This window comes from Arthrobacter sp. SIMBA_036 (genome assembly GCF_046535135.1).
Classification (GTDB): Bacteria; Actinomycetota; Actinomycetes; order Actinomycetales; family Micrococcaceae; genus Arthrobacter.
In genome coordinates, this window is sequence record NZ_JAWRXG010000034.1 from 1 (window position 1) to 1,315 (window position 1,315).

Genomic DNA, 1,315 nt, shown 5'->3' on the forward strand with positions numbered 1-1,315 from the left:
AGTTAAAGGTCGTATCCACTTCGACCTGTACCACGTTATCCGTCGTACCATCAACCTGCCGACCTACACCCTGGAAGCGGTTTACGAAGCGATCTTCGGTAAACCGAAAGAAAAAGTTTACGCGGACGAAATCGCGAAAGCGTGGGAAACCGGTGAAGGTCTGGAACGTGTTGCGAAATACTCTATGGAAGACGCGAAAGCGACCTACGAACTGGGTAAAGAATTCTTCCCGATGGAAGCGCAGCTGTCTCGTCTGGTTGGTCAGCCGCTGTGGGACGTTTCTCGTTCTTCTACCGGTAACCTGGTTGAATGGTTCCTGCTGCGTAAAGCGTACGAACGTAACGAACTGGCGCCGAACAAACCGGACGAACGTGAATACGAACGTCGTCTGCGTGAATCTTACGCGGGTGGTTTCGTTAAAGAACCGGAAAAAGGTCTGTGGGAAAACATCGTTTCTCTGGACTTCCGTTCGCTGTACCCGTCTATCATCATCACCCACAACGTTTCTCCGGACACCCTGAACCGTGAAGGTTGCCGTAACTACGACGTTGCGCCGGAAGTTGGTCACAAATTCTGCAAAGACTTCCCGGGTTTCATCCCGTCTCTGCTGAAACGTCTGCTGGACGAACGTCAGAAAATCAAAACCAAAATGAAAGCGTCTCAGGACCCGATCGAAAAAATCATGCTGGACTACCGTCAGCGTGCGATCAAAATCCTGGCGAACTCTTACTACGGTTACTACGGTTACGCGAAAGCGCGTTGGTACTGCAAAGAATGCGCGGAATCTGTTACCGCGTGGGGTCGTGAATACATCGAATTCGTTTGGAAAGAACTGGAAGAAAAATTCGGTTTCAAAGTTCTGTACATCGACACCGACGGTCTGTACGCGACCATCCCGGGTGGTAAATCTGAAGAAATCAAAAAAAAAGCGCTGGAATTCGTTGACTACATCAACGCGAAACTGCCGGGTCTGCTGGAACTGGAATACGAAGGTTTCTACAAACGTGGTTTCTTCGTTACCAAAAAAAAATACGCGCTGATCGACGAAGAAGGTAAAATCATCACCCGTGGTCTGGAAATCGTTCGTCGTGACTGGTCTGAAATCGCGAAAGAAACCCAGGCGCGTGTTCTGGAAGCGATCCTGAAACACGGTAACGTTGAAGAAGCGGTTCGTATCGTTAAAGAAGTTACCCAGAAACTGTCTAAATACGAAATCCCGCCGGAAAAACTGGCGATCTACGAACAGATCACCCGTCCGCTGCACGAATACAAAGCGATCGGCCCGCACGTTGCGGTTGCGAAACGTCTGGCGGCG

At 50.0% G+C, this 1,315-nt stretch carries 1 pseudogene; it reads left to right on the plus strand.

From position 1 onward, the window contains the following. Positions 1-1,315: pseudogene (locus tag SB659_RS19005) on the plus strand (DNA polymerase); the annotation flags it as partial.